The sequence below is a fragment of the Massilia aerilata genome, from assembly GCF_042656905.1.
GTDB classification, from domain to species: Bacteria; Pseudomonadota; Gammaproteobacteria; order Burkholderiales; family Burkholderiaceae_D; genus Telluria; species Telluria aerilata.
Genome location: NZ_JBHSMZ010000015.1, coordinates 313,050 through 338,077, shown reverse-complemented (window position 1 = coordinate 338,077; position 25,028 = coordinate 313,050). Strand labels below are relative to the sequence as shown.

Here is a 25,028-nt window from a genome sequence, read left to right as displayed (position 1 = left end):
CCCTGCGATGAAACCTTCGCTATAATCGAGGGCTGTATTGAATTCAGTTGGCAGACACTAATCGTTTGAGGTGTTTGCGGACGCAACTTACACCGATTAGGAAATTCCATGGCAAATACCGCACAGGCGCGTAAGCGCGCTCGTCAAGCAGTTAAGCAAAACGCTCACAACTCGGCTCAGCGCTCGACCCTGCGCACCGCGATCAAGGCTGTCAAGAAGGCCATCCAGGCTGGCGACAAGGCCGCTGCGACCACCATCTTCCAGCAGTCCGTGTCGACCATCGACAGCATCGCTGACAAGAAAATCATCCACAAGAACAAGGCCGCTCGCCACAAGAGCCGCCTGGCTGCCGCTATCAAGGCCCTGTCGGCCTAAGCGACACCACCGCGCGGCCTCTGCCGCGCAGGTTCTGCAGGATGAAAAACCCGCCCGACCCCAGGTCCGGCGGGTTTTTTTCGTTGATCAATTACCAAAAACCGGGGTCAGACCCCGGTTTTTGGAAAAAGCTCCTAGGCAGTTGCCAAAATTCGGGGTCTGACCCCGGTTTTGCGGGGTCTGACCCCGGTTTTGGGAAATTGTTTATTTTCTAGTGCCTACCGCCTCGGCCGGCACTTCCATCCATTCGCCCGGCATCAGCGGGTGGCTGGACAGCGAGAAGGGGCCGATGCTCATGCGTACCAGGCGCAGGGTCGGCAGGCCGACCGCGGCCGTCATGCGCCGCACCTGCCGGTTCTTGCCCTCTTCGAGCGTGATCGCGATCCAGCTGGTCGGCTTGTCCTGGCGCTGCCGGATCGGCGGGTTGCGCGGCCACAGCCATCCGGGTTCGGCGATCCGTACCGCGCGGCAGGGTTTCGTGATGAAGTCGCCGAGGTCGAGCGGCGCCTGCAGGCGGGCGAGCAGGGCAGGCTCGGCCACGCTTTCCACCTGCACGATATAAGTCTTGGCTTCCTTCTGGTCAGGATGGGCGATGCGGTGCTGCAGCTTGCCGTCGTCGGTCAGCAGCATCAGGCCTTCACTGTCGGCGTCCAGGCGGCCGGCGGGGTAAATGTTCGGGATATCGATATAGTCGGCGAGCGAGGCGCGGCCGTCTTCGGCGCTGAACTGGCAAAGGACCTGGAATGGCTTGTTGAATAAGATGAGGGACATGGAAGAGGTTTTTAGAGCAAAATAGCAATCATCGATATTGTATTTCGGAGACCCCACGATGTACGAACATATTCAAGTGCCCGCCGAAGGCAAGAAAATCACCGTCAACCCGGATTGCTCGCTGAACGTACCTGACCAGCCCATCATTCCGTACATCGAGGGCGACGGCACCGGCGTGGACATCAGTCCGGTGATGCTGAAGGTGGTCGACGCGGCGGTAGCGAAAGCCTACGGCGGCCAGCGCAGAATCAGCTGGATGGAGATCTTCGCCGGCGAGAAGTCGACCCGGGTCTATGGCCCCGATGTCTGGCTGCCGCCCGAGACCCTGGCCGCGGTGAAGGAATATGTGGTGTCGATCAAGGGCCCGCTGACGACGCCGGTCGGCGGCGGCATCCGGTCGCTGAACGTGGCGCTGCGGCAGGAGCTGGACCTGTATGTCTGCCTGCGCCCGGTGCGCTACTTCGCCGGCGTGCCTTCGCCGCTGAAGGAACCGCAGAAGACCGACATGGTGATCTTCCGCGAGAACTCCGAAGACATCTACGCCGGCATCGAATGGGCCGCCGAATCCGAGGGCGCGAAGAAGCTCATCGATTTCCTCGTGAACGAGATGGGCGTCAGGAAGATCCGCTTCCCGGAGACCTCGGGCATCGGCGTCAAGCCGGTCTCGCGCGAAGGCACCGAGCGCCTGGTGCGCAAGGCGATCCAGTATGCGATCGACAACGACAAGCCCTCGGTGACCCTGGTCCACAAGGGCAATATCATGAAGTACACGGAAGGCGGTTTCCGCGACTGGGGCTATGCGCTCGCGCAGAAGGAGTTCGGCGCCGAGCTGATCGACGGCGGCCCGTGGTGCAAGTTCAAGAATCCGAAGACCGGCCGCGACATCACGGTCAAGGATTCGATCGCCGACGCCTTCCTCCAGCAGATCCTGCTGCGCCCGGCCGAGTACAGTGTGATCGCCACCCTGAACCTGAACGGCGACTATGTCTCGGATGCGCTGGCGGCCCAGGTTGGCGGCATCGGCATCGCGCCGGGCGCCAACATGTCGGACTCGGTGGCGATGTTCGAGGCCACCCACGGTACCGCGCCCAAGTATGCGGGCAAGGATTATGTGAACCCGGGCTCGCTGATCCTGTCGGCCGAGATGATGCTGCGCCACATGGGATGGACGGAAGCGGCCGACCTCCTGATCAGCTCGATGGAAAAGGCGATCACCTCGAAGCGCGTGACCTACGATTTCGCGCGCCTGATGGAAGGCGCGACCCAGGTGTCGTGCTCGGGCTTCGGCGAGGTCATGATCGAGAACATGTGAGAGGAGGGCGCGGCGGAAGCAGGCCGCGCCGGCATAAAAAAAGCCCCGCCGAAGCGGGGCTTTTTGCTTCCCGGCGAATGCTTACGCGCCGACGATGTTGGAAGCTTGCTTGCCTTTAGGGCCTTGCGTGACTTCGAATTGGACTTTTTGACCTTCTTTGAGGGTCTTAAAACCGTTCATATTGATTGCGGAGAAGTGCGCGAACAAATCCTCGCCGCCGTCATCTGGGGTGATGAAGCCAAAACCTTTGGAATCATTGAACCACTTCACAGTACCTGTTGCCATAAAATAACCTTCGATTTGAAAAACGAATCACACGAGCCATAAAAGCAAGAAGCTTCTTGCCCCCTCCTCAGCCTGCTCACTTCTTATCAACTAGTACATAAGTACATGTCAATAACTGCATTGTTGTTGCAATAATCTTGTAAGTCAAGCGGTTTTGAACGCGTGTTGTAAAAACTTTCACTACTGCTTTGGAACAAGGTCTTGATTTTTGCAATCGGGGCGCCATCTGCGCGCAGCAGGGAAAACGCGTAAGATGGAAAGCACATGGGATCGCACAGGAAACTACCCTGATTGTCCCTGATTGTTAACGTACGCACGAACAGCGAAAGCATCTTAGAATACTCTTATGGCAACCAAGCACGATACCGAACAGCTGCTGGAGCGGCAGACCGTAAAGCCACCCCCCCTGTACCAGGTGGCGCTGCTGAATGACGACTACACCCCCATGGAGTTCGTGGTCGCCATCATCCAGGAGTACTTCAATAAGGATCGCGAGACGGCGACGCAGATCATGCTTTCCGTACATCGCCATGGTAAAGGGGTGTGCGGTGTGTTTTCCAAAGATATAGCGTGTACCAAAGTGGAGTTTGTATTAACGCATGCGCGCAAGGCGGGGCATCCCCTGCAGTGCGTGATGGAGGAAGTATGATTGCGCAGGAATTGGAAGTCTCTTTACATATGGCCTTTGTCGAAGCGCGGCAGGCTCGGCACGAGTTCATCACGGTCGAACATCTGCTGCTGGCGCTGCTCGACAACCCTTCGGCCGCTGAAGTCCTGCGTGCGTGCGCGGTCAACATCGAAGATCTGCGCAAGACCTTGACGAATTTCATCGGCGACAACACCCCGACCGTGCCCGGCACGGGCGAGGTCGATACCCAGCCGACGCTCGGTTTCCAGCGCGTGATCCAGCGTGCGATCATGCACGTGCAATCCGCCTCGAACGGCAAGAAGGAAGTCACCGGCGCCAACGTGCTGGTGGCGATCTTCGGCGAGAAGGATTCGCACGCGGTCTATTACCTGCACCAGCAGGGCGTGACCCGTCTCGACGTGGTCAATTTCATCTCGCACGGCGTGCGCAAGGACCAGCAGATCGACAGCCAGAAGGCGTCGGAAGGCGTGGAAGAAGCGCAGGTCGAAGGTGCGACGAAGGAAAGCCCGCTGGACCAGTTCACGCAGAACCTGAACAAGTCGGCTGCCGACGGCAAGATCGATCCGCTGATCGGCCGCGAGGAAGAAGTCGACCGCGTGATCCAGATCCTGTGCCGCCGCCGCAAGAACAACCCGCTGCTGGTGGGCGAGGCGGGCGTCGGCAAGACCGCGATCGCGGAAGGCCTGGCCTGGCGCATCGTCCAGGAAGACGTCCCGGAGATCCTGCAGAATGCCGTCGTGTATTCGCTGGACATGGGCGCGCTGCTGGCCGGCACCAAGTACCGCGGCGACTTCGAGCAGCGCCTGAAGGCGGTGCTGAAGCAGCTGAAGGACACGCCGAACGGCATCCTGTTCATCGACGAGATCCACACGATCATCGGCGCCGGTTCGGCCTCGGGCGGCACGCTGGATGCGTCCAACCTGCTGAAGCCGGCCCTGGCGAACGGCCAGCTGAAGTGCATCGGCGCGACCACGTTCACGGAATTCCGCGGCGTGTTCGAGAAGGACCATGCACTGAGCCGTCGCTTCCAGAAGGTCGACGTCAACGAGCCTTCGGTCGAGCAGACCGTGCAGATCCTGCGCGGCCTGAAGTCGCGTTTCGAAGAGCACCACGGCGTGAAGTACTCGTCGTCGGCGCTTTCCACCGCGGCGGAACTGGCGGCGCGCTTCATCAACGACCGTCACCTGCCCGACAAGGCGATCGACGTGATCGACGAAGCCGGCGCGGCCCAGCGCATCCTGCCGAAGTCGAAGCAGAAGAAGACCATCGGCAAGACGGAAATCGAGGACATCATCGCGAAGATCGCGCGGATCCCCCCGCAGACCGTCAACCAGGACGACCGCAGCAAGCTGCAGACCATCGACCGCGACCTGCGCAACGTGGTGTTCGGGCAGGACCCGGCCATCGAAGCGCTGTCGGCCGCGATCAAGATGGCCCGTGCAGGCCTGGGCAAGCAGGACAAGCCGATCGGCTCCTTCCTGTTCTCCGGTCCGACCGGCGTCGGCAAGACCGAGGTGGCCAAGCAACTGGCCTTCATCCTCGGCATCGAGCTGGTGCGCTTCGACATGTCGGAGTACATGGAACGCCATGCGGTGTCGCGCCTGATCGGCGCCCCGCCGGGCTATGTCGGCTTCGACCAGGGCGGCCTGCTGACCGAGGCCATCACCAAGAAGCCGCACGCGGTGCTGCTGCTGGATGAAATTGAAAAAGCCCATCCGGACATTTTCAATATTCTGCTGCAGGTGATGGACCATGGCACGCTGACCGACAACAACGGCCGCAAGGCGGACTTCCGCAACGTGATCATCATCATGACCACGAACGCGGGCGCCGAAAGCCTGACCAAGCGCTCGGTGGGCTTCGTGGATTCGAAGGCGGCGGGCGACGAGATGGCCGACATCAAGCGCATGTTCACGCCGGAGTTCCGCAACCGCCTGGATGCGATCATCAGCTTCCGCGCGCTGGACGAGGAAATCATCCTGCGCGTCGTGGACAAGTTCCTGATGCAGCTGGAAGAGCAGCTGCACGAGAAGAAGGTGGAAGCCGTCTTCAGCGAGAAGCTGCGCAAGTTCCTCGCCAAGAAGGGCTTCGATCCGCAGATGGGCGCCCGTCCGATGTCGCGCCTGATCCAGGACATGATCCGCAAGGCGCTGGCCGACGAGCTGCTGTTCGGCCGCCTGACCAACGGCGGACGCGTGACGGTGGACCTGAACGAGAAGGACGACGTGTTCCTCGAGTTCCCGGAAGGCGACGTCCCGCCGCCGCCGGAGCCGGTCGAGACGGTCGAGATCGAGTAATCCCGGAAGCCCCGCCCAGTGCGGGGCTTTTTTTCGCCTGTCATCCTGGCCCGGGGCGCGGTCATGAAGTTGTCATGTGGCAATCCTATACTGCCGCCATCTTCGCTTCCGCCCACGCCACCATGCGCCTCTCCAGGATCCAGACCGGTACCAAGATCATCGGCGCCTTTGCCGCCGTTTCCGCCGCCATCGTCGTCATTTGCGTCGTCGCCCTGTGGCGCATGCGGGCCGCCGACGCGCTGACGAAGGACCTGGTCGACAACAGGCTGGCCAGCCAGCAGCTCAGCGCCGAACTGCTGGGCATGGCGCGCCTGAACGGCGTCCGCGCCGGCGCCATCGCGCGCAGCGACAGCCTGGAGGCCGGCGACTACTTCCAGGCCCAGCTGACCCAGGGCGACGAGGAGGAAGCCGCGCTCGAAGCGCGTCTCAAGGCCATGCCTTCGAGCGCGGAGGAGCGCCGGCTGGCGGCGCAGGCGGCGCAGCGCAAGAACGCCTGGCTGGCGGTGCGCAAGCAGGTGTTCCAGGCCAAGGATCTCGGCAAGACCCAGGAAGTCGAACAGCTGGCCTCGACCAGCATGGCTACCGGCTTCGAGGCCTACACCAGGGCGCTCGAAGCGCTGCTGGCCTGGCAGACCCGCCAGGCGCGCGCGCTGGCGGCAGCGTCGGGCAGCGCCTCGCTGTTCAGCCGCATGCTGCTGCTGGCCGTGGGCGGCGCCGCGTTGCTGCTGGGTGGTGCGGCCGGCTGGCTGCTCACGCGCAGCATCGTCGCGCCGCTGCAGGAAGGCGTGCAGCTGGCCGAGCGCGTCGCCCGCGGCGACCTTGGCGCCACCATCCGCCACGCGCGCGGCGACGAGATCGGTCGCCTGTTCGACGCCCTGAACCACATGACCGGCGGCGTCTCGGCCACGGTCGTGAAAGTGCTGGACAGCGCGCGCCTGATCGACGACGCCTCGGCCGACATCGCCGCCGGCAACCGCGACCTCGCGCTGCGCACCGAGCACCAGGCCAGCAGCCTGCACGCGACGCTCAAGGCGATGGCCGAGCTGCTCGAAACCGTCCAGCAGAACCACCTGAACGCGCACGACGCCAGCGAACTGGCGCTGGCGGCCTCCGGCGTCGCAAGGGAAGGGGCGGGCGCGGTCGAGCAGATGGTGGAGCGCATGGCCACGATCCGCCAGTCGGCCGCGAAGATCGGCGACATCACGGCGATGATCGACGGGATCGCCTTCCAGACCAATATCCTGGCCCTGAACGCGGCGGTGGAAGCGGCGCGCGCAGGTGCCGAGGGGCGCGGCTTTGCCGTGGTCGCCAACGAGGTGCGCGGCCTGGCCCAGCACTCGGCTGCGGCGGCAAAGGAGATCAAGACCTTGATCGCGGCATCGCTCGGCGCCATCGAATCGGGGGCCGGCATCGCCGGCAGCGCCGGTACGACCATGCGCCAGATTCTCGGCCGCGTGCAGCAGGTGGCCGACCTGATGAAAGCCATCGACGCCGCCAGCTCGGAGCAGGCCGAGGGCATCGCCCAGGTCCGCCGCACCGTCGCCGACATGGACGAGGCCACCCGGCGAAATGCCGCCATGGTCGAGCAGGCCGCGGCGGCCGCGGAGACCATGCGCGCACAGGCTGAGCAGCTGACGAAGGTGGTCGCGACGTTCAAGGTCTAAAATCTTTTTTGCATGTATGCACGCCAGTACAGCGTTTCACTATGGCAAACTCATGTTCTCTAGCAAACTTGCCTAAGTGAACATGAACGCCTCCCGCACCATCCTCGCGCTGTCGCTCGCACTCATCGGCCAGCAGGCCGGCGCCGCCGATCCATATTTCCGTTTTCCCGCGGTGCGCGGTGACACGGTCGTGTTCACCGCCGAGGGCGATCTCTGGCGCACGTCGATTGCCGGGGGCAAGGCGACGCGCCTGACCACCCACCCGTCGAGCGAAACCCATGCCGCCATTTCGCAGGACGGTAAATTGGTCGCCTTCGTCGCTTCCTACGAGGGCGCCCAGGAAGCCTATGTGATGCCGATCGAAGGCGGACTGCCCAAGCGCATCACCTTCGAAAACGGCGGCGTGACCGTGCTCGGCTGGACGGCGCAGGGCGAGGTCCTGGTCAGCATCGAAAACCCGGTCGGGCCAGCGAAGCGCCGCGTGGTTGCCACGCTCGATCCGGTCAAGTTGACACGCCGCGTGCTGCCGCTGGCCGACGCCAACGACGCCGTGCTGGACGATGCCGGCCGCACGGTCTATTTCACGCGCATGGGTCTGTCGATGACCAACGATAACGTGAAGTCCTACCGCGGCGGCGCCTACGCCCAGCTGTGGCGGTTCGACCTGCATGCGAAAAATGAGGCCCAGCCGCTGTTCAAGGGCGATGCTTCGAACAACCGCCGCGCCATGTGGTGGAAGGGCCGCCTCTACTTCATCAGCGATGCCGGCGGCGCCGACAATCTGTGGAGCGCGCTCCCGGACGGCAGCGACCGCCGCGAGCTCACCCACCACAAGGCCTGGGACGTGCGCACCGCCTCGCTCGGCGACGGCCGCATCGCCTACCAGCTGGGCGCCGACCTGCACCTGTTCGACATCGCCAGCGGCAGCGATTCGATTCTCAACGCCAGCCTGGTGTCGGACTTCGACCAGCAGCGCCTGCGCCGCGTGAAGTCGCCGCTCGACGCGCTGACCGGCATCGAGGTCGCCAGCAAGCTTGATCGCATCGTGCTGACCGCGCGCGGCCGCGTGACCATCGCCGGTACCGGCAGCCATCGCCGCGTCGAGATCGCGGTGCCGGAAGGCGCGCGCGCCCGCGGCGCCGTCTTCAGCCACGACGACAAATGGGTCTATGCCATCGCCGACACCAGCGGCGAAAACGAGATCTGGCGCTACGCCGCCGACGGTTCCGGCCACGGCGAGCGCCTGACCACGGACGGCGCCAGCCACCGCTCGGCCCTGTATCCGTCGCCGGACGGCAAATGGCTGGCGCACACCGACAAGAAGGGCCGCACCTGGCTGCTCGACCTGGCCGCGCGCACCAATGTCATCATCGACGACGCCGGCCAGGCGGGCCTGGATCGTTCGGATCAGGTGGTGTGGTCGCCCGACAGCCGCAACCTGGCCTTCGTGCGCGCGGGCAGCAGCGAGCGGCGCGACCAGATCGGCATGTTCAACCTGGCGAGCCGCGCGATTTCTTTTGTGACCACCGACCGCTATGAAGCCAGCTCGCCGTCCTTTTCGCCGGACGGCAAATGGCTGTACTTCCTGTCGGCGCGCCACTTCAACGTGGACGGCAAGAACTCGGTCTGGGGCGACCGCAACATGGGCCCGGTCTTCGACAAGCGCGTCGGCGTGTTCGCGCTGGCGCTGCAGCCGGACCTGCGCTTCCCCTTCAAGCCGGAAGACGAGCTGACCAGGCCGGAAGAAAAGTCGCCGGAGGCTGCGGCCAAGGCGGCCGTGAAATCGCCGGGCGCGGAAGAGCCGGACAGCGCCAAGGGCGCGGCGGTGGCGGCGGCGGCAGCGGCAGCCAATGCCTCCGCCAAGGCGAAGCCGGAGCCGCCGACGCCGGCCATCGTCTACGCCGGCCTGCGCGAGCGCCTCTACGAAGTGCCTGTCGCGCCGGGCAACTACCGCGCGCTGGCGGTCGACGACAAGCGCCTCTACCTGCTCGAAGCCGGCGACGACGAAGCCGGCAAGGGCACGCTCAAGACCCTGGCCATCGCGCGCAGCAGCCCGCAGCCGGAAACCTTCGCCGCCAGCGTGCGCGAATTCGGCCTCTCCACCGACCACAAGCACGTGTTCTACCGCACCTGGGCCAAGGGCACGCCGGGCGACATGCTGATCGTCGACGCCGCCGCCAAGGCGCCCGCGGATGTCAGCAAGGCGAAGGTCAAGATCGACGACTGGGCGGTGAGCTCGAACCCGCGCATGGAATGGACGCAGATGTTCAACGACGCCTGGCGCATGCACCGTGACTTCCTGTACGACGCCAACATGCGCGGCATCGACTGGAACGCGGTGCGCACCCGCTACGCGCCGCTGGTCGAACGCGTGACCGACCGCGCGGAACTGGACGACGTGCTGGGCATGATGATCGGCGAGGTCGGCGCGCTGCACTCGCAGATCCGTCCCGGCGACGTGCGCCGCGCCGCCGCCGAGGGCACGCCGGCCAGCCTGGGCGCGGTGCTGAGCCGCGTGGCCGACGGTTACCGCGTCGACCATGTCTACCGCAGCGAACCGGAGCTGCCGTCCGAAGCCGGCCCGCTGGCCGCGCCCGACGTCAACGTCAGGGAAGGCGACATCATCACGGCCGTCAACGGCAAGTCGCTGGCGGAAGCGCGCGACATCGCCGACCTGCTGCTGGACACCGCCGGCAAGCAGGTGCTGCTGAACGTGAAGAGCGCCGACGCCAGGCCGGGCGCCAAGCCGCGTGCCCTCATCGTGACCCCGGTCTCGATGGCCACCCACGCCAGCCTGCGCTACGCCGACTGGGAACAGGGCAGGGCGCAACAAGTCGACACGGCCTCGAAGGGCAAGATCGGCTACCTGCACCTGCGCGCGATGGTGGCGCGCGACATCAACGCCTTCGCGCGCGACTTCTACGCCAACATCAGCAAGGAAGGCCTGATCATCGACGTGCGCCGCAATAACGGCGGCAACATCGACAGCTGGATCATCGAAAAGCTGCTGCGCCGCTCCTGGGCCTTCTGGTCCTCGAACGGCAAGCAGCCCTACTCGAACATGCAGAACACTTTCCGCGGCCACCTGGTGGTGCTGACGGACGAGCTGACCTACTCCGACGGCGAGACCTTCGCCGCCGGCGTCAAGGCCCTGAAGCTGGGGCCCCTGGTGGGCAAGCGCACCGCCGGCGCCGGCGTCTGGCTCAGCGACGGCAACGGCCTGGCGGACAACGGCATGGCGCGCGTCGCCGAGAACGGCCAGTTCTCGAGCGACGGCGACTGGCTGATCGAAGGCGTGGGCGTGACCCCGGACGTCGAGGTCGACAACCTGCCGAACGAAACCTTCAACGGGCGCGACCGCCAGCTCGAAGTCGCCATCGAGCTGCTGGAGAAGAAGCTGAAGGAGCAGCCGGTGAAGGCCTGGAAGCCGGCTGCGATTCCTGCGCTGAAACGGTAATCAGACGGCGGCCAGCGCCCGCGCCAGATCGGCGCGCTGGTCGTCGACATGCTCGATGCCGACCGACAGCCGGATCAGGCCATCGCCGATGCCGAGCTGGGCGCGCTGCGCCGGCGGGATGGTCGCATGGGTCATGATGGCCGGGTGCTCGATCAGGCTCTCGACGCCGCCCAGGCTTTCGGCCAGGGTGAAGACTTCGCAATGTTCGAGGAAGCGGCGCGCGCCGGCGAGGTCGGTATCGAGGTCGATCGAGATGATGCCGCCGTAGCCGTGCATCTGGCGCCGCGCCAGTTCGTGCTGCGGATGCGAGGCCAGGCCCGGATAATAGACGCGGCTGACCTTGCGCTGGTCTTCCAGCCAGTGCGCCAGTTCCATCGCATTCGCCGAGCTGCGCTCCACGCGCAGGGCCAGGGTTTTTATACCGCGCAGCACCAGGAAGCTGTCGAAGGGCCCCTGGATCGCGCCCACCGCATTCTGGATGAAGCCGAGGCGCTCGCGCAGCGCCTGGTGGCGCGGCTCAAGGCCGACCACCGCCACCCCACCGATGACATCTGAATGGCCGTTCATATATTTGGTGGTCGAGTGCACCACGATATCGATGCCTTGCTCCAGCGGGCGTTGGACGATGGGGCTGGCGAAGGTGTTGTCGCATACGCTGAGGATGCCGCGCTCGCGGCACAGCGCGCCGATGGCGTGCAGGTCGGCCAGCTTCAGCATCGGGTTGGTCGGCGTCTCGACCCACACCATCCTGGTCTCAGGGCGCAGCGCATTGGCCAGGGCCAGCGGGTCGGCCAGGTCGACGTAGCTGAATTCGTGGCCGGCGCTGTGGCGGCGCACGCGCTCGAACAGGCGGTAGGTGCCGCCGTACATGTCGTCGCCGGCGACGATGTGCGAGCCGGCCGGCAGCAGCTCCAGCACCGCGGCGATCGCGGCCAGGCCGGAGGCGAAGGCGAAGGCCGCGCCGCCGCTCTCGATGTCGGCCACGCAGCGCTCCAGCGCCCAGCGGGTCGGGTTGTGCGAGCGGCCGTAATCGAGGCCCTTGTGCACGCCCGGGCTCTCCTGGGCGAAGGTGGAGGTCGCGTAGATCGGCGGCATCACCGCGCCGGTGCTGGGGTCGGGCGCCTGGCCGCCGTGGATGACGCGGGTGGCCAGGTGGCGCTTGGTATCGCTATTGCTCATTTGAGGGTCCTGCGCAAATGGTTGAGAAGGTCGAAGCGCGTGATCAGGCCGTAGAAACGGCGGCGGTCGCTACCGTCGCCTTCCGCGATCACCACGGTCAGGCCGCGGTCGAGGATCTCGCGCAACTGCTGCATGCTGCCGGACGGCGGCAGGGTCTGCAGCTCGGCCGTCATGGTGCCGGAGACCGGCGCCTGGAAGTGCTCGCGCTCGTCGGTGACGTGCTTCAGGATGTCGGATTCGTCCACCAGCCCGACCAGCCGGCCGCGGTCGATCACGGGCAGCTGGGCCAGGTCGGCGCTGCGCATGCGGTTGAAGGCGGTCAGCAGGGTGTCGGTCGGGGCCACGGTGACGACGTCGCCGTCGTCGTAGCGGCGCCCGATCAGGTCGCGCAAATCGCCCGTGCGCGGGCGCTGCAGCAGGCCCTGGTCGACCATCCAGCCGTCGCTGTAGACCTTGGTCAGGTAGCGGGTGCCGGTGTCGCACACGAAAGAGACTACGCGCTTCGGAACGCTCTGCTCGCGGCAGTAGCGCAGGGCCGCGGCCAGCAGGGTGCCGGTGGACGAGCCGGCCAGCAGGCCTTCCTGGCGCAGCAGGGCACGCGCGGTGTTGAAGCTTTCCTCGTCGCCGATGCTGTAGGCGCGGCGCACCCGCGAGAGGTCGGCAATCGCGGGGATGAAATCCTCGCCGATGCCCTCGACAGCCCAGGAGCCCGACACCGTCGACACCTGCCCGGTGCGCACGTACTCGGCCAGGATCGAGCCCTGCGGATCGGCCAGCACGAATTCGACATCCGGCTGCACCTTGGCGAAATAGCGCGACAGGCCGGTCAGGGTGCCGGAGGAGCCGACGCCGACCACGATCGCATCCACCTCGTGCTTCATCTGCTCCCAGATTTCGGGACCGGTGCCGGTTTCGTGGGCCAGCGGATTGGCCGGATTGTTGAACTGGTCGGCGAACCAGGCGCCGGGGATCTCGCGGGCGAGGCGCGCCGCATAATCCTGGTAGTACTCGGGATGGCCCTTGCCGACGTCCGAGCGGGTCAGGTGGATCTCGGCGCCGAGGGCCTTCAGGTGCAGCACCTTTTCGGCCGCCATCTTGTCCGGCACCACCAGCACCACGCGGTAGCCCTTGATGCGGGCCACCAGGGCCAGGCCCAGGCCGGTATTGCCGGCGGTGGCTTCGACCACGGTGCCGCCGGGCTTGAGGCGGCCGTCCAGCTCCGCCGCCTCGATCATGGCGCGGCCGATGCGGTCCTTGATGGAGCCGCCGGGATTCTGGGATTCGAGTTTGAGGAAGAGCTGGCAGGGGCCGGTGTCCATCCGGGTGACCTCGACCAAGGGGGTGTTGCCGATCAGCGAAAAAATTGCCGCCGCCGACGCGGGCTGTGGAGCGGGCTGCGAAGCTTTCATCATGCCTCCGATAGGGCGCAAGGGCGAGCGCCGGGCCGTCGATAAAAGGGTGATCTTAGGACGGATTCCGGGCGCCCGATTTAAGCCATATTAAGCCTTTTCGATGGCGCTGCGGCGCCGGTTCGGCTGCTCAGCGACCAGCTTTCAGGCGCCGCCACAGCGTGGTGCGGCTGATGCCGAGATGGCGCGCGGCGGCCTCGCGCTGGCCGCCGAAACGGGCCAGGACCTCGGCCACGTTCTCTTGCGCCGATACTTGCTGCAAGGACAAAGCGGCCGGGGCGGGCAGAACGGACGCGGGAAGCTGGCCCAGCTCCGGCGCCACCGCCAATAAAAACGCCGGGGTCAGGGCCTGCAGCGGCTCGGCCGCCAGGAACAGCGCCAGCCGCTCCATCAGGTTGCGCAGCTCGCGCACGTTGCCGGGCCAGGCATAGGCTTGCAGGACCGGGGCGCAGGCCGCGATCTCCGCGCCCAGGTTCGGATGCGGACGCGCGCTGAGGGCCGCCATTGCGTTCTTCAGCGACCATTCGGCCAGCGCCGGGATGTCGGCGCGGCGCTCGCGCAAGGACGGCAGCACCAGGCGCAGCACCGCCAGGCGGTAGTATAAGTCGGCGCGGAAGCGGCCTTCGCGCACGCGGGCCTCGAGATCGCAGTGGGTGGCGCTGATCACGCGCACCTCGATCGGCACCGGGCGGGTGCCGCCGACCCGCATCACCTCGCGCTCTTCAAGCACCCGCAGCAGCCGCGTCTGCAGGGCCAGCGGCATTTCGCCGATCTCGTCGAGGAAGAGGGTGCCGCCGTTCGCCGCTTCGAACAAGCCGGCATGGCCGCCGCGGCGCGCGCCGGTGAAGGCGCCTTCCTCGTGGCCGAACAGTTCCGATTCCAGCAGCGATTCGGCGATCGCGCCGCAGTTCACGGCGACGAAGGGCCGGAGGGCAGCGCGGTGCGGCCCCTCGCGGTGGATGGCCTGCGCCACCAGCTCCTTGCCGCTGCCGGTCTCGCCCTGGATCAGCACCGTGGCCTTCGAGCGCGCATACAGCACCACGGTCTGGCGCAGCTTTTCCATGGCCGCCGACTCGCCGCGCAGGTCGTTCAGGCCGCGCCGCGCGCGCCGCGGGTCCGGGCCGCCGCGCCGTCCGCGGCCGGATTCGAGCCGGGTCAGGCGCGCCATCTCGAGCGCATCGTCGAAGGCCTGGCGGATCGAGGCCGCCGAGTACACGAACACCGCCTTCAGGCCCGCCTCCTCGGCCAGGTCGGTGATCAGGCCGGCGCCGACGATCACCTCGACCCCGTCCGCCTTCAGTTCGGCGATGGCGGCGCGCGCATCTTCCTCGGTCACGTAGGTGCGCTCGGCGATGGCGAGGCCGAAGGTGGCGGTGAATTCGGCCAGTTCCGGCATCGGCTGCTGGTAGCTGATCACCGCGACCCGCGGCGACAGCCTGCGCGCGCGCGCCAGCGCCTGCATCACGTCGCTGCCGCTGGCCTTGGCCACCACCACCGGCGCCGACACCCGCCCCTTCAGGTAGGCGGCATTCGAGCCGGCCGCGATCACGACGTCGCAATGGTCGGTCGCCATGCGCTCGCGGATGTGGCGCGCGGCTTCGTCGAAGCCCAGGTGCAGCGGCTCGATCTGGGCCAGGTGGTCGTATTCGAGGGTGATGTCGCGGAACAGGTCGGACAGGCGCGAGACCGAAACGGTCCAGATCACGGGCTTGTCGACGGCGTCGTGGGCGCTGCGGGTGGGATGGCTCATGTTGCAAGTGTAATGCAGTTTGCACCGCGATGTTTCAGCGTGAAACGCCGGTGCCGGCGCGAAATACGGTCCATGCCGTAAGAATGGGGTAAGCACCGGCCCGTAGGATCGCCATCAGCCTGTACCAAATAGGCATCATTAGAACCATTGGAGACTAAAAGTGGACCAAGACGTTGTTCAACGGGTCAAAAGCGACCCGAATTACCAGAAGCTGGTCAGGACCCGCTCCCGCTACGGCTGGATGCTGACCTGGGCCGTGATGATCGTGTATTACGGCTTCACCTGCCTGAACGCCTTCGACAAGGAATTCATGGGTTCGCGCATCGGCGCGGGCGTGATGTCCTGGGGCGTGCCCCTGGGCCTGTTCGTGATCCTGTTCACGGTGGTCGTCACCGGCATCTACGTGCGCCGCGCCAACAGCGAATTCGACGCGCTGACCGACGCCATCCAGCGCAACGCCGCCGCCGGCCAGCCGGGCCAGGCTGCAGAAACCAACAAGCCGACCAAGGTGCGCGCAGCATGAAGACCACGATCCGTAACGCCTCCGCGCTGGCCCTGCTGGCCGCAGCCAACGCCGCCATCGCCGCGCCCGACCTGGGCCAGGCCACCAAGCAGGCCACCAACTGGACCGCGATCACGATGTTCTCGGTGTTCGTCATCCTGACCCTGTTCATCACCAAGTGGGCCGCCAAGCGCACCCGCTCGGCCTCCGACTTCTACACCGCGGGCGGCGGCATCACCGGCTTCCAGAACGGCCTGGCCATCGCCGGCGACTTCATGTCGGCCGCCTCCTTCCTCGGCATCTCCGCCGCGGTGTTCGCCAACGGCTTCGATGGCCTGATCTACGCGATCGGCTTCCTGGTCGGCTGGCCCGTCATCACCTTCCTGATGGCCGAGCGCCTGCGCAACCTGGGCCGCTTCACCTTCGCCGACGTCGCCGCCTACCGCTTCGCGCAGAAGCCGGTGCGCATGTTCGCGGCCTCGGGCACCCTGGTCACCGTGCTGTTCTACCTGATCGCGCAGATGGTCGGCGCCGGCCAGCTGATCAAGCTGCTGTTCGGCCTGGACTACAGCATCGCCGTGGTGCTGGTCGGTATCCTGATGATGGTCTACGTGCTGTTCGGCGGCATGACCGCCACCACCTGGGTCCAGATCATCAAGGCCGTGATGCTGCTGGCGGGCGCCTCCTTCATGGCCTTCTCGGTGCTGGCCATGTACAACTTCAGCCCGGAGCAGCTGTTCGCCAAGGCCGTCGAAGTGCACAGCAAGAAGGACTCGATCATGGGCCCGGGTAACTTCATCAAGGACCCGATCTCCGGCATCTCCTTCGGCATGGCGCTGATGTTCGGCACCGCCGGCCTGCCGCACATCCTGATGCGCTTCTTCACCGTCCCGAGCGCCAAGGAAGCGCGCAAGTCGGTGCTGTGGGCCACCACCTGGATCGGCTACTTCTACATCCTGACCTTCATCATCGGCTTCGGCGCGATCGTGCTGGTCGGTACCAACGGCGCCTTCAAGGACGCGGCCGGCAAGCTCCTGGGCGGTAACAACATGGCGGCCGTGCACCTGGCCAGCGCCGTCGGCGGCGACGTCTTCCTCGGCTTCATCTCGGCCGTGGCCTTCGCGACCATCCTCGCGGTGGTGGCCGGCCTGACCCTGTCGGGCGCCTCGGCCGTCTCGCACGACATCTACGCCACCGTCATCAAGAAGGGCCAGCCGGCCCCGGGCAGCGAACTGCGCGTGTCGAAGATCACCACCATCGTCCTCGGCATCATCGCCGTCGCGCTGGGCTATGTGTTCGAGACCGTCAACGTCGCCTTCATGGTGTCGCTGGCCTTCGCGATTGCCGCTTCGGCCAACTTCCCGGTGCTGTTCATGTCCGTCCTGTGGAGCAAGTGCACCACCCGCGGCGCCACCATCGGCGGCTTCCTGGGCCTGATCACGGCCGTGGGCCTGACCGTGCTGTCGAAATCCGTGTGGGTCGACGTCTTCCACAACAAGACCGAGATCTTCCCGTACACCTCGCCGGCCCTGTTCTCGATGATCGTCGGCTTCGTCGGCGTGTGGCTGTTCTCGGTCACCGACAAGAGCCCGCGTGCGGCGATCGACAAGGCTGGTTTCGAGGCGCAGGAAGTGCGTTCGGAGACCGGTATCGGGGCGGCTGCCGCTTCGGCCCACTGAGCCGGTAAATAGCCGTACACTGAACCCGGAGGCCGGCAGCGGCTTCCGGGTTTTTTATTTTCAGGAGAAGGGACCGATGCTGATACCGATACTGGTGGTGCGCGACGTGCCGGAAGCGATCGCGTTCTACACGCGCGTGCTCGACTTCGCGCTTGAGTTTACCTGGCCCGAAGACCAGCCCTTCTATGCGGGGCTGCGGCGCGGCGGGGATGAGCTGCACCTGAACCTGACGCCGGGAGAAGGGCGCTATGGCCACTCCAGCACGATCGTCCTGTGCGAGGACGTGGATGCCGCGTTCGCAAGCTTCGCCGCGCGCGGCTTCAGGCCGCCCGTGCGGCCGGAATCGCCGGTGCACGAAGGCCCGCTGGAGCAGACCTGGGGCACCCGCGAAGTGTATATCGACGACCCCAGCGGCAACACGCTGGTGTTCCAGCAGCGCCGCTGAGCTTGGGTCCCGCCTTCGCGGGGACGACGTCAAGCGCTCAGTCCTTCGCCGGATCCCTGTAAAGGAAAGGATCGGTCGGCGTCGGCTGCTTCGGCAGTACGTTGCGCGGCATCGGCGTGTCGCTCTCCGCCGCCTGCAGCAGCACCGTGGCCATGATCACCGCGGCCTGGCGCAGGTCTTCGGTGCGCAGGTGGTCGAAGGTGTCGAGGTTCGAGTGGTGCACGCGCGAGCCATAGTCCAGCGGGTCCTGGATGAACTGGAAGGCGGGCAGGCCCATGCCGGCCATGATCTCGTGATCGGTGCCGCCGGTCTTCTTGGCCACGACCTTGTCGGCGCCCAGGCTGGAGAAGGGCGCGAGCCAGCTGCGCAGCACCGGCATCGCCGCGAAGTTGCCCTCGGCGTAGATGCCGCGGATCTTGCCCGAGCCGTTGTCGAGGTTGAAGTAGGCCGCCATCTCGTTGTAGCCGGGCAGGGGCGTGATCGGGTAGGTCTCCCACATGAACTCGGGCAGCTTCGCATGCGCGGCGTCGCTCGGGCGCGGGCGGGTGGCGATGTGCTTCTGGATGTAGGCCAGGGAACCGAGCAGGCCCTGTTCCTCGCCGCTCCACAGCGCAAAGCGGATCGTGCGCTTGGGCTTCACGCCGAGTTGCGCGAGGATGCGCGCCGCTTCCATCACCACCACCGAACCGGCGCCGTTGTCGGCGGCGCCGTCGCCGGCCACCCAGCTGTCGAGGTGGGCGCCGGCCATCACGTAGCCGGCCTGCGGGTCGCTGCCCGGGATCTCGGCCAGCACGTTGTAGGCGTTCATGTCGCGGTCGTCGAAATGCACATTGTTGTTCATCTCGAGTTCCACCTCGCCGACCTTGGCCAGGCGCGCCAGGCGGCGGTAGTCTTCGGCGGCCATCTCGATTTCTGGCAGCGACACGGTCTCGCCCTTGCGGTGGAAATAGCCCTCGCCCTGCACCAGGCCGCCGCCGCGGTAGGACATCTTGACCAGCGCCAGCGCGCCTTCGGCCGCCATGAAGCGGTCGATCTCGCGCGCCTGCTCGAAGTATTTTTTATACATATCGAAGGAACCGTCCGGATCGTAGTGCGGCTGGTCGTAGGTCGACAGCTTGCCCAGTTCGGCCTCGTCGAAGCGCTTGAAGGTGGCGGCGGTGTCGTCCTTCGGCGCGTCCGGATAACTCACCAGCACGATCTTGCCGCGCAGCTTGCCCTTGTACTGGGCCAGGTCGCGCACATGGCGGATCGGCGCGACCGCGATCGGCGCGCTGACGGTCCCTTTGGTCGGCGGCGTCCACGCGACGGGAATCGCGCTCAGGGCCAGCGGGCGCGGCGCCGTCATGCGCACCGACGCCGACTCGATCCACCAGCCGCGGCCGAAGTCGTAGCCTTCGAGGTGGACGTTCTGCAGGCCCCAGGTGCTGAACATCTGCTGGGTCCATTTTTCCGCCTGGCGCATGGCCGGCGAGTTGGTCATGCGGCCGCCGATGCGGTCGCTCAGGTGGGCGGCAAGGCTCACGACCTGGCCGCGGTTATAGCCCTCGTCGGCGATGCGGTTGATGGTGTTGGCATCGACGTCGGCGGCCTGGGCGCCGAAGCAGGCCGCAACCAGGGTCGCCAGCAGGCTGGCCTTGTGAATGTCTCCCATGGATCCTCTTGGTGGTTGTTGTTGTCAAAAGAGAACTGCGCAAGGGATTCTACGCTTGCGAACCCGGCTGTACCAGCGGAACAGCTGTGTTGAACACGGAGCGTTTCACTGTGAAACGATGTTGCAATGTGAAACGCCAAGAAGGGCTCTTGACGGGCCCAAGTCCTTGAAAACAGGCCAGGGCGGGGCGGCGCAAGAGCTGGCACGGCGTTTGCATTGATATGCCCATACTCCGCTCAATGAATCAAACGAAAGGACAGCACCATGAGCCAACTCTCCGCAGGCGCCAAATTCCGCCTGGCCGTGCAGGAAGAACACCCGCTGCAGGTGATCGGCGCGATCAACGCCAACCACGCCCTGCTGGCCAAGCGCGCCGGCTACCGTGCGATCTACCTGTCGGGCGGCGGCGTGGCCGCGGGTTCGCTGGGCCTGCCGGACCTCGGCATCTCGGGCCTGGAAGACGTGCTGATCGACGTGCGCCGCATCACCGACGTCTGCGACCTGCCGCTGCTGGTCGACATCGACACCGGCTTCGGCTCATCGGCCTTCAACGTCGCCCGCACCGTGCGCTCGCTGATCAAGGCCGGCGCCGGCGCCTGCCACATCGAAGACCAGGTCGGCGCCAAGCGCTGCGGCCACCGTCCGGGCAAGGAGATCGTCAGCCAGGGCGAGATGGTCGACCGCGTGAAGGCCGCCGCCGACGCCCGCACCGATGACGACTTCGTGATCATGGCGCGCACCGACGCGCTGGCCGTCGAAGGCCTGGACAAGGCCATCGAACGCGCCGTCGCCTGCGTCGAAGCCGGCGCCGACATGATCTTCCCGGAAGCGATCACCAGCCTCGAGATGTACGCCCAGTTCAAGAAAGCGGTCAAGGTGCCGATCCTGGCCAACATCACCGAATTCGGTTCGACCCCGCTGTTCACGGTGGACGAACTGGCCGGCGCCGACGTCGACATCGTGCTCTACCCGCTGTCGGCCTTCCGCGCCATGAACAAGGCGGCCGAGAACGTGTACGAAACCATCCGCCGCGAAGGCACGCAGAAGAACGTGGTAGACAGCATGCAGACCCGCGCCGAACTCTACGACCGCATCGATTACCATAGCTTCGAGCAGAAGCTGGATGCCCTGTTTGCCCAGAACAAAACCAAATAATCTTATTACGGAGACTTTCGAGATGACCGATCAGACCACCCAGACCGACACCCCGACCTTCAAGCCGAAGAAATCCGTCGCCCTGTCCGGCGTCGCCGCAGGTAACACCGCGCTGTGCTCGGTGGGCCGTTCCGGCAACGACCTGCACTACCGCGGCTACGACATCCTGGACGTGGCCGACACTTCCGAATTCGAAGAGATCGCCTATCTTCTGGTGCACGGCAAGCTGCCGAACGCCGCCGAACTGAAAGGCTACAAGGCCAAGCTCAAGATGCTGCGCGGCCTGCCGCAGGCGGTGAAGGGCGCCCTCGAAGCGCTGCCGGCCGCCTCGCACCCGATGGACGTGATGCGCACCGGCGTCTCGGTGCTGGGTTGCACGCTGCCGGAGAAGGACGACCACAACATCCCGGGCGCGCGCGACATCGCCGACCGCCTGATGGCGTCGCTGGGTTCGATGCTGCTGTACTGGTACCACTTCAGCCACAACGGCAAGCGCATCGAAGTGGAAACCGACGACGATTCGATCGGCGGCCACTTCCTGCACCTGCTGCACGGCTTCAAGCCCTCCGACGACTGGGTCAAGGCGATGCACACCTCGCTGATCCTGTACGCCGAGCACGAGTTCAACGCCTCGACCTTCACCGGCCGCGTCATCGCCGGCACCGGCTCCGACATCTATTCGGCCATCACCGGCGCGATCGGCGCGCTGCGCGGTCCGAAGCACGGCGGCGCCAACGAAGTCGCCTTCGAGATCCAGAAGCGTTATGAAAACGCGGACGAAGCCGAAGCCGACATCCGCAACCGCGTCGCCAACAAGGAAGTCGTGATCGGCTTCGGCCACCCGGTGTACACGATCTCGGACCCGCGCAACAAGGTGATCAAGGAAGTCGCGCGCAAGCTGTCCGCGGATGCCGGTTCGATGAAGATGTTCGACATCGCCGAGCGCCTGGAATCGGTGATGTGGGAAGTGAAGAAGATGTTCCCGAACCTGGACTGGTTCTCGGCGGTTTCGTACCACATGATGGGCGTGCCGACCGCGATGTTCACCCCGCTGTTCGTGATCGCGCGCACCTCGGGCTGGTCGGCGCACATCATCGAGCAGCGCATCGACAACAAGATCATCCGTCCGAGCGCCAACTATGTCGGTCCGGAAGACCTGACGTTCGTGCCGCTGGCCGAGCGTAAGTAAATAGACCACTGTCGTCGTCCCCGCGCAGGCGGGGACCCAAGTTGGCTGGGTGTTAGGTAACTAATGCAGAACTTGGATCCCCGCCTTCGCGGGGACGACGGGATAACGATGAACCTGACCATCCGCCAACTCACCCCCACCGACGCAGCCGCCTACCGCGCCTTGCGCCTGGCCGCCCTGCGCGCCTTCCCGCTCGCCTTCCAGTCGGACTACGAAGACGCCTTGCGGCAGCCCTTGTCCTGGGCCGAGAAGCGCCTGGCGACGGCGGGCGACACCATGTTCGGCGCCTTCGACGGCGCGCAGTGCGATGCGCGGCTGGTCGGCGCGATCTGCCTGCGCATGCCGGACGGCCGCAAGGTCCGCCATGCGGCCGAGCTGAAAGCGCTGGCTGTCGACCCGGAGCGCCAGCGCCAGGGCATCGGCCGCGCGCTGGTCGCACACCTGCTCGCGCACGCGCGCGCGCTCGGACACGTGCGGCAGATCTCGCTCACGGTCATCGACGGCAACACCAAGGCGCAGCAGCTGTACGCCGCCTTCGGATTCCAGCCCTTCGGCCTCGAGCCGGAGGCCCTGCTGCTGGACGGGCGCTATCACGCCAAGCAGCACCGACAACTCATTCTGTAATACCGACATCATGAACAGCCAATATCGCAAACCCCTGCGCGGGACCAATCTCCACTACTTCGACGCCAAAGCCGCGGTCGAAGAGATCCAGGCCGGCGCCTGGGACGGCCTGCCTTACACCTCGCGCGTGCTGGCCGAGAACCTGGTGCGCCGCTGCGAACCGCAAGCCCTGGCGCCCTCGCTGAAGCAGCTCATCGAACGCAAGCGCGACCTCGATTTCCCCTGGTTCCCGGCGCGCGTGGTCTGCCACGACATCCTCGGCCAGACCGCACTGGTCGACCTGGCCGGCCTGCGCGACGCCATCGCCCTGCAGGGCGGGAACCCGGCCCTGGTCAACCCGGTGGTGCCGACCCAGCTGGTGGTCGACCACTCGCTGGCCGTGGAGTGCGGCGGCTTCGACCCGGACGCCTTCGACAAGAACCGCGCCATCGAAGACCGCCGCAACGAAGACCGCTTCGACTTCATCAATTGGACCAAGAAAGCGTTCCAGAACGTCGACGTGATCCCGCCGGGGAACGGCATCCTGCACCAGATTAACCTCGAGCGCATGAGCCCCGTGGTGCAAGTGACCGACGGCGTCGCCTACCCGGACACCCTGGTCGGCACCGACTCGCACACCCCGATGGTCGATGCGCTGGGCGTGATCGCGATCGGCGTCGGCGGCCTGGAAGCGGAGAGCGTCATGCTGGGCCGCGCCTCGTACATGCGCCTGCCGGACATCGTCGGCGTCGAACTGACCGGCAAACCGCAGCCGGGCATCACCGCCACCGACATCGTGCTGGCGCTGACCGAGTTCCTGCGCAAGTCGAAAGTGGTCTCCGCCTATCTCGAATTCTTCGGCGAAGGTTCGTCGAACCTGACCCTGGGCGACCGCGCCACGATCTCGAACATGGCCCCGGAATACGGCGCCACCGCCGCCATGTTCGCCATCGACGAACAGACCATCAAATACCTCAAGCTGACCGGCCGCGACGACGAGCTGGTGAAGCTGGTCGAGACCTATGCGAAGGAAACCGGCTTGTGGGCCGATACGCTCGCGAAGGCCGAGTACGAGCGCACCCTGCAGTTCGACTTGTCGACCGTGGTCCGCAACATCGCCGGCCCGTCCAACCCGCACAAGCGCGTGCCGACTTCGGAACTGGCGGCCCAGGGCATCTCCGGCAAGGTCGAGAACGAGCCTGGCCTGATGCCGGACGGCGCCGTGATCATCGCCGCCATCACCAGCTGCACCAACACCAACAACCCGCGCAACATGATCGCCGCCGGCCTGATCGCCCGCAACGCGAACAAGCTTGGACTGCTGCGCAAGCCCTGGGTGAAGTCCTCGCTGGCGCCGGGCTCGAAGGCCGTGGCCTTGTACCTGGAAGAAGCGGGCCTGCTGCCGGAACTGGAAAAGCTGGGCTTCGGCATCGTCGCCTTTGCCTGCACCACCTGCAACGGCATGTCGGGCGCGCTGGATCCGGTGATCCAGAAGGAAGTGGTCGAGCGCGACCTGTACGCGACCGCCGTCCTGTCGGGCAACCGCAACTTCGACGGCCGCATCCACCCGTATGCGAAGCAGGCTTTCCTGGCCTCGCCGCCGCTGGTGGTGGCCTATGCGATCGCCGGCACGATCCGCTTCGACATCGAGAAGGACGTGCTGGGCGTCGACGCGAATGGCAAGGAAATCCGCCTGGCCGACATCTGGCCGAGCGACGCCGAGATCGACGCCGTGGTCGAGCAATCGGTCAAGCCGCAGCAGTTCCGCAAGGTGTACGACGTGATGTTCGCGCGCCAGGAAACCACGGAAGAAGCGGTGTCGCCGCTGTACGACTGGCGCGAGATGAGCACCTACATCCGCCGTCCGCCCTACTGGGAAGGCGCGCTGGCCGGCGAGCGTAGCTTGACCGGCATGCTGCCGCTGGCGGTCCTGGGCGACAACATCACCACCGACCACCTGTCGCCGTCGAACGCGATCATGATGAACTCGGCGGCCGGCGAATACCTGCACAAGATGGGCCTGCCGGAAGAGGACTTCAACTCCTACGCGACCCACCGCGGCGACCACCTGACCGCGCAGCGCGCGACCTTCGCCAATCCGACCCTCAAGAACGAGATGGTGCGCAATCCCGACGGCAGCGTGCGCGCGGGCTCGCTGGCCCGCATCGAGCCGGAAGGCCAGGTCACGCGCATGTGGGAAGCGATCGAGACCTATATGGAACGCAAGCAGCCCCTGATCGTGGTCGCCGGCGCCGACTACGGCCAGGGCTCCTCGCGCGACTGGGCGGCCAAGGGCGTGCGCCTGGCGGGCGTGGAAGCCATCGTCGCCGAAGGCTTCGAGCGCATCCACCGCACCAACCTGGTCGGCATGGGCGTGCTGCCGCTGGAGTTCATGCCGGGCACGACCCGCCTGACCCTGGGCCTGGACGGCAGCGAGCGCTACGACGTGGTGGGCGAACGCACGCCGCGCGCGGTGCTCACGCTGGTGATCCACCGCCGGAATGGCGAGACGGTCGAGGTGCCGGTGACCTGCCGCCTCGATACCGCGGAAGAGGTGTCGATCTACGAGGCCGGCGGCGTGCTGCAGCGGTTTGCGCAGGACTTTTTGGCGACGACCAAAGTCGCTGCTTGATTAATCAACGTCGTTCCCGCGCAG

19 protein-coding genes are annotated in these 25,028 nt (G+C 65.8%); 13 read left to right on the top strand and 6 right to left on the bottom strand.

Annotated features, from left to right (window positions below; all coding sequences use genetic code 11):
* Positions 1–108: 108 nt before the first annotated feature.
* Positions 109–375: a 30S ribosomal protein S20 gene (gene rpsT / locus ACFPO9_RS19165; protein WP_047823157.1), complete on the top strand. Its 267-nt coding sequence runs from the start codon at positions 109–111 to the stop codon at positions 373–375.
* A 204-nt stretch (positions 376–579) separates the two neighbouring features.
* Here the strand turns inward: rpsT and ACFPO9_RS19160 are convergent, their stop codons facing one another.
* Entirely contained in the window at positions 580–1,146 is a 567-nt protein-coding gene (locus ACFPO9_RS19160; protein ID WP_379773535.1) for a pseudouridine synthase, read from the bottom strand.
* A gap of 58 nt (positions 1,147–1,204) precedes the next feature.
* Between ACFPO9_RS19160 and icd the strand changes: the two genes are divergently transcribed.
* On the top strand, positions 1,205–2,458 hold the full coding sequence (icd, locus tag ACFPO9_RS19155; RefSeq protein WP_379773532.1) for an NADP-dependent isocitrate dehydrogenase: 1,254 nt from the start codon (positions 1,205–1,207) through the stop codon (positions 2,456–2,458).
* An 81-nt stretch (positions 2,459–2,539) separates the two neighbouring features.
* On the opposite strand, the gene cspE is transcribed toward icd, so the two are convergent.
* Positions 2,540–2,743, bottom strand: a complete 204-nt coding sequence (cspE, locus tag ACFPO9_RS19150; protein WP_036165387.1) for a transcription antiterminator/RNA stability regulator CspE — start codon at positions 2,741–2,743, stop codon at positions 2,540–2,542.
* Positions 2,744–3,089: 346 nt separating this feature from the next.
* On the opposite strand from cspE, the gene clpS reads away from it, so the two are divergent.
* The 4 genes from clpS (at position 3,090) to ACFPO9_RS19130 (ending at position 10,810) form a co-directional block, all read left to right on the top strand.
* Positions 3,090–3,392 carry an ATP-dependent Clp protease adapter ClpS gene (clpS, locus tag ACFPO9_RS19145; RefSeq protein ID WP_027864722.1) on the top strand — a complete coding sequence of 101 codons (303 nt, stop codon included), beginning with the start codon at positions 3,090–3,092 and terminating at the stop codon, positions 3,390–3,392.
* Positions 3,389–5,689 (top strand): ATP-dependent Clp protease ATP-binding subunit ClpA, encoded by a 2,301-nt coding sequence (gene clpA, locus ACFPO9_RS19140; RefSeq protein WP_379773528.1) that lies wholly within the window; start codon positions 3,389–3,391, stop codon positions 5,687–5,689. The genes clpS and clpA overlap by 4 nt, the downstream gene beginning before the upstream one ends.
* A gap of 74 nt (positions 5,690–5,763) precedes the next feature.
* Complete coding sequence (locus ACFPO9_RS19135) at positions 5,764–7,353, top strand: methyl-accepting chemotaxis protein (RefSeq protein WP_379773525.1); 1,590 nt, start codon at positions 5,764–5,766, stop codon at positions 7,351–7,353.
* Between the two features lie 82 nt (positions 7,354–7,435).
* Positions 7,436–10,810 (top strand): S41 family peptidase, encoded by a 3,375-nt coding sequence (locus ACFPO9_RS19130; protein ID WP_379773523.1) that lies wholly within the window; start codon positions 7,436–7,438, stop codon positions 10,808–10,810.
* On the opposite strand, the gene ACFPO9_RS19125 is transcribed toward ACFPO9_RS19130, so the two are convergent.
* The 3 genes from ACFPO9_RS19125 to prpR all read right to left on the bottom strand — a co-directional run bounded on the left by ACFPO9_RS19125 (position 10,811) and on the right by prpR (position 15,148).
* On the bottom strand, positions 10,811–11,989 hold the full coding sequence (locus ACFPO9_RS19125) for a trans-sulfuration enzyme family protein (protein WP_379773521.1): 1,179 nt from the start codon (positions 11,987–11,989) through the stop codon (positions 10,811–10,813).
* The gene (locus ACFPO9_RS19120; protein WP_379773519.1) at positions 11,986–13,401 is read right to left on the bottom strand and encodes a pyridoxal-phosphate dependent enzyme; all 1,416 of its coding nucleotides are present in this window, start codon (positions 13,399–13,401) and stop codon (positions 11,986–11,988) included. Before ACFPO9_RS19120 ends, ACFPO9_RS19125 begins: the two co-directional genes overlap by 4 nt.
* Positions 13,402–13,528: 127 nt before the next feature.
* Positions 13,529–15,148: a propionate catabolism operon regulatory protein PrpR gene (gene prpR, locus ACFPO9_RS19115; protein WP_379773517.1), complete on the bottom strand. Its 1,620-nt coding sequence runs from the start codon at positions 15,146–15,148 to the stop codon at positions 13,529–13,531.
* Between the two features lie 160 nt (positions 15,149–15,308).
* Between prpR and ACFPO9_RS19110 the strand changes: the two genes are divergently transcribed.
* The 3 genes from ACFPO9_RS19110 to ACFPO9_RS19100 all read left to right on the top strand — a co-directional run bounded on the left by ACFPO9_RS19110 (position 15,309) and on the right by ACFPO9_RS19100 (position 17,774).
* Positions 15,309–15,671: a DUF485 domain-containing protein gene (locus tag ACFPO9_RS19110; RefSeq protein ID WP_379773514.1), complete on the top strand. Its 363-nt coding sequence runs from the start codon at positions 15,309–15,311 to the stop codon at positions 15,669–15,671.
* Positions 15,668–17,329: a cation acetate symporter gene (locus tag ACFPO9_RS19105; RefSeq protein WP_379773511.1), complete on the top strand. Its 1,662-nt coding sequence runs from the start codon at positions 15,668–15,670 to the stop codon at positions 17,327–17,329. The genes ACFPO9_RS19110 and ACFPO9_RS19105 overlap by 4 nt, the downstream gene beginning before the upstream one ends.
* A gap of 76 nt (positions 17,330–17,405) precedes the next feature.
* The gene (locus ACFPO9_RS19100; RefSeq protein ID WP_379773508.1) at positions 17,406–17,774 is read left to right on the top strand and encodes a glyoxalase superfamily protein; all 369 of its coding nucleotides are present in this window, start codon (positions 17,406–17,408) and stop codon (positions 17,772–17,774) included.
* A 37-nt stretch (positions 17,775–17,811) separates the two neighbouring features.
* On the opposite strand, the gene ACFPO9_RS19095 is transcribed toward ACFPO9_RS19100, so the two are convergent.
* Positions 17,812–19,425 (bottom strand): M20/M25/M40 family metallo-hydrolase, encoded by a 1,614-nt coding sequence (locus ACFPO9_RS19095; RefSeq protein WP_379773506.1) that lies wholly within the window; start codon positions 19,423–19,425, stop codon positions 17,812–17,814.
* A gap of 264 nt (positions 19,426–19,689) precedes the next feature.
* Between ACFPO9_RS19095 and prpB the strand changes: the two genes are divergently transcribed.
* The 4 genes from prpB (at position 19,690) to acnD (ending at position 25,004) form a co-directional block, all read left to right on the top strand.
* Positions 19,690–20,580, top strand: coding sequence for a methylisocitrate lyase (prpB, locus tag ACFPO9_RS19090; protein WP_379773504.1), 891 nt, complete (start codon positions 19,690–19,692; stop codon positions 20,578–20,580).
* A 22-nt stretch (positions 20,581–20,602) separates the two neighbouring features.
* Positions 20,603–21,769: a bifunctional 2-methylcitrate synthase/citrate synthase gene (prpC, locus tag ACFPO9_RS19085; RefSeq protein WP_379773501.1), complete on the top strand. Its 1,167-nt coding sequence runs from the start codon at positions 20,603–20,605 to the stop codon at positions 21,767–21,769.
* Between the two features lie 108 nt (positions 21,770–21,877).
* Complete coding sequence (locus ACFPO9_RS19080; protein WP_379773499.1) at positions 21,878–22,393, top strand: GNAT family N-acetyltransferase; 516 nt, start codon at positions 21,878–21,880, stop codon at positions 22,391–22,393.
* Between the two features lie 10 nt (positions 22,394–22,403).
* The gene (acnD, locus tag ACFPO9_RS19075) at positions 22,404–25,004 is read left to right on the top strand and encodes a Fe/S-dependent 2-methylisocitrate dehydratase AcnD (RefSeq protein ID WP_379773496.1); all 2,601 of its coding nucleotides are present in this window, start codon (positions 22,404–22,406) and stop codon (positions 25,002–25,004) included.
* Positions 25,005–25,028: the final 24 nt, after the last annotated feature.

Coding starts and splice junctions, on each gene's coding strand:
- rpsT (WP_047823157.1), top strand. CDS start 109: ATGGCAAATACCGCACAGGCGCGTAAGCGCGCTCGTCAAGCAGTTAAG.
- ACFPO9_RS19160 (WP_379773535.1), bottom strand. CDS start 1,146: ATGTCCCTCATCTTATTCAACAAGCCATTCCAGGTCCTTTGCCAGTTC.
- icd (WP_379773532.1), top strand. CDS start 1,205: ATGTACGAACATATTCAAGTGCCCGCCGAAGGCAAGAAAATCACCGTC.
- cspE (WP_036165387.1), bottom strand. CDS start 2,743: ATGGCAACAGGTACTGTGAAGTGGTTCAATGATTCCAAAGGTTTTGGC.
- clpS (WP_027864722.1), top strand. CDS start 3,090: ATGGCAACCAAGCACGATACCGAACAGCTGCTGGAGCGGCAGACCGTA.
- clpA (WP_379773528.1), top strand. CDS start 3,389: ATGATTGCGCAGGAATTGGAAGTCTCTTTACATATGGCCTTTGTCGAA.
- ACFPO9_RS19135 (WP_379773525.1), top strand. CDS start 5,764: ATGTGGCAATCCTATACTGCCGCCATCTTCGCTTCCGCCCACGCCACC.
- ACFPO9_RS19130 (WP_379773523.1), top strand. CDS start 7,436: ATGAACGCCTCCCGCACCATCCTCGCGCTGTCGCTCGCACTCATCGGC.
- ACFPO9_RS19125 (WP_379773521.1), bottom strand. CDS start 11,989: ATGAGCAATAGCGATACCAAGCGCCACCTGGCCACCCGCGTCATCCAC.
- ACFPO9_RS19120 (WP_379773519.1), bottom strand. CDS start 13,401: ATGATGAAAGCTTCGCAGCCCGCTCCACAGCCCGCGTCGGCGGCGGCA.
- prpR (WP_379773517.1), bottom strand. CDS start 15,148: ATGAGCCATCCCACCCGCAGCGCCCACGACGCCGTCGACAAGCCCGTG.
- ACFPO9_RS19105 (WP_379773511.1), top strand. CDS start 15,668: ATGAAGACCACGATCCGTAACGCCTCCGCGCTGGCCCTGCTGGCCGCA.
- ACFPO9_RS19100 (WP_379773508.1), top strand. CDS start 17,406: ATGCTGATACCGATACTGGTGGTGCGCGACGTGCCGGAAGCGATCGCG.
- ACFPO9_RS19095 (WP_379773506.1), bottom strand. CDS start 19,425: ATGGGAGACATTCACAAGGCCAGCCTGCTGGCGACCCTGGTTGCGGCC.
- prpB (WP_379773504.1), top strand. CDS start 19,690: ATGAGCCAACTCTCCGCAGGCGCCAAATTCCGCCTGGCCGTGCAGGAA.
- prpC (WP_379773501.1), top strand. CDS start 20,603: ATGACCGATCAGACCACCCAGACCGACACCCCGACCTTCAAGCCGAAG.
- ACFPO9_RS19080 (WP_379773499.1), top strand. CDS start 21,878: ATGAACCTGACCATCCGCCAACTCACCCCCACCGACGCAGCCGCCTAC.
- acnD (WP_379773496.1), top strand. CDS start 22,404: ATGAACAGCCAATATCGCAAACCCCTGCGCGGGACCAATCTCCACTAC.